The organism is Paenibacillus cellulosilyticus (assembly GCF_003182255.1).
Lineage (GTDB): Bacteria > Bacillota > Bacilli > Paenibacillales > Paenibacillaceae > Paenibacillus_T > Paenibacillus_T cellulosilyticus.
In genome coordinates this window covers 1-1,625 of the sequence record NZ_QGTQ01000066.1, presented here as the reverse complement: position 1 = coordinate 1,625, position 1,625 = coordinate 1, and the positions used below count along the sequence as shown (strand labels likewise).

The window sequence follows — 1,625 nt, the reverse complement described above, 5'->3', positions numbered from 1 at the left end:
GACCTGCGCGAGCAGGAGAGCTATTGGCTGAAGCAGTTCGATGACGAAATCCCGGTGCTGGATCTGCCGCTTGATTATCCGCGGCCGCAAACCCAACAGTTCAGCGGAGGTTCGTTCACGCTGAATCTGAAGGATACGGTTCGGGCGCAGGTTCAGCAGTTAAGCCGGGAAACCGGCGCCACCGAATATATGGTCCTTCTGGCGAGCTTTATGGTGCTGCTGCATAAATATACCCGGCAAGAGGATGTCATCGTAGGTACGCCTATTTCCGGAAGAACGCATCCGGATACGGAAGCGATGGTTGGGATGTTCGTTAACACCTTGGCATTGCGCGGCCGGCCGGCTGGAGAGAAGACCTATGCAAGCTTTCTCTCCGAGGTCCGGGAAGTTTGCCTGCAGGCTTACAGCCATCAGGAATATCCGCTGGAAGACCTGGTAGAACGCGTTCAGGTCCAGCGGGATATGTCCAGAAATCCGCTGTTTGACGTGGTGTTTGTGCTGCAGAGCGAAGCAGAGGCGGGAGCGACGACAGATGGCATGACCATCCGGGAAGAGGAGGTCCTGCCGAAGACAGCCAAATTCGATCTGACGGTTACGGTCGAACCGGGGAGCGCAGGCTACGCGGTAAACTGGGCGTATTGCGATGCGCTGTTCAAGGAAGAGAGCGTCCGCAGGATGGCTGTACACTTCGAACGGATTTTAGAGGAAGCGCTCGGCGCTCCACAGCAGAGGATCAGCGAGATGGAGGTCGTGACGGAGCGGGAGCAGGCGCAGATCTTGCAGATGTTCAATGAGGACAACGCCGAATACGACACGGAGGTAACTGTCGCGGAATTGTTCGCGGAGCAGGTGCGGAGGGTCCCTGGGCGGATAGCAGCCGTCTGTGAAGGCGAAGAGCTGACCTATGCGGAACTGGACCAACGGGCAGGCCGCATCGCGGCACAGCTTAGACAACGGATATCCACCGAGGCCATGGTTGGCGTACGGCTGGAACGGGATCTGAATCTGGTCACTGCGATTCTTGGCGTGGTGCAAGCCGGCGGCGTATATTTGCCGATCGACCCGGACGCTCCGGCAGAGCGGACGAGCTATATTCTCGCAGACAGCGGGGTGCAGGTGCTGCTCACAAGCCGGACGATGCACATGGCCATGGCTGCGCCGTTCAGCGGCGAAGTGCTGTACGTGGAGGATCTGCTGGCGGAAGAGGATGCTGCCGAATCGCAGCCGGCTATCCAGCTGCGTCCGGAACAGGGGCTGTATGTGATCTATACGTCCGGGACGACCGGCAATCCGAAAGGAACGATGATCGAACACCGGAATGTGGTGCGGCTGATGAAGAACAGCGCATTTCCATTCGAATTTACGGAAGAAGACGTCTGGACGCTGTTCCACGGCACATCATTTGACTTCTCGGTATGGGAAATGTACGGGGCGTTGTTATACGGCGGCAAGCTGGTCATCGTTCCTAAGGGGACAGCCCAAGACAGCTACGCGCTGCGGGAGCTGCTGCTCCGAGAGCAGGTTACGGTTCTGAACCAGGTGCCATCTTCGTTCTATGAACTGATGCAGGCGGACGCAAATGAAGCAGCGGGTAAGCTGGCGCTGCGGTACTTAATCTTCGGCGG

1 protein-coding gene is annotated in these 1,625 nt (G+C 58.0%); it reads left to right on the top strand.

Going from position 1 to position 1,625, the window contains the following annotated elements; translation table 11 throughout:
* A partial coding sequence (locus DFQ01_RS30695) for a non-ribosomal peptide synthetase (RefSeq protein ID WP_146216945.1) occupies positions 1-1,625 on the top strand: 1,625 nt, incomplete at both ends.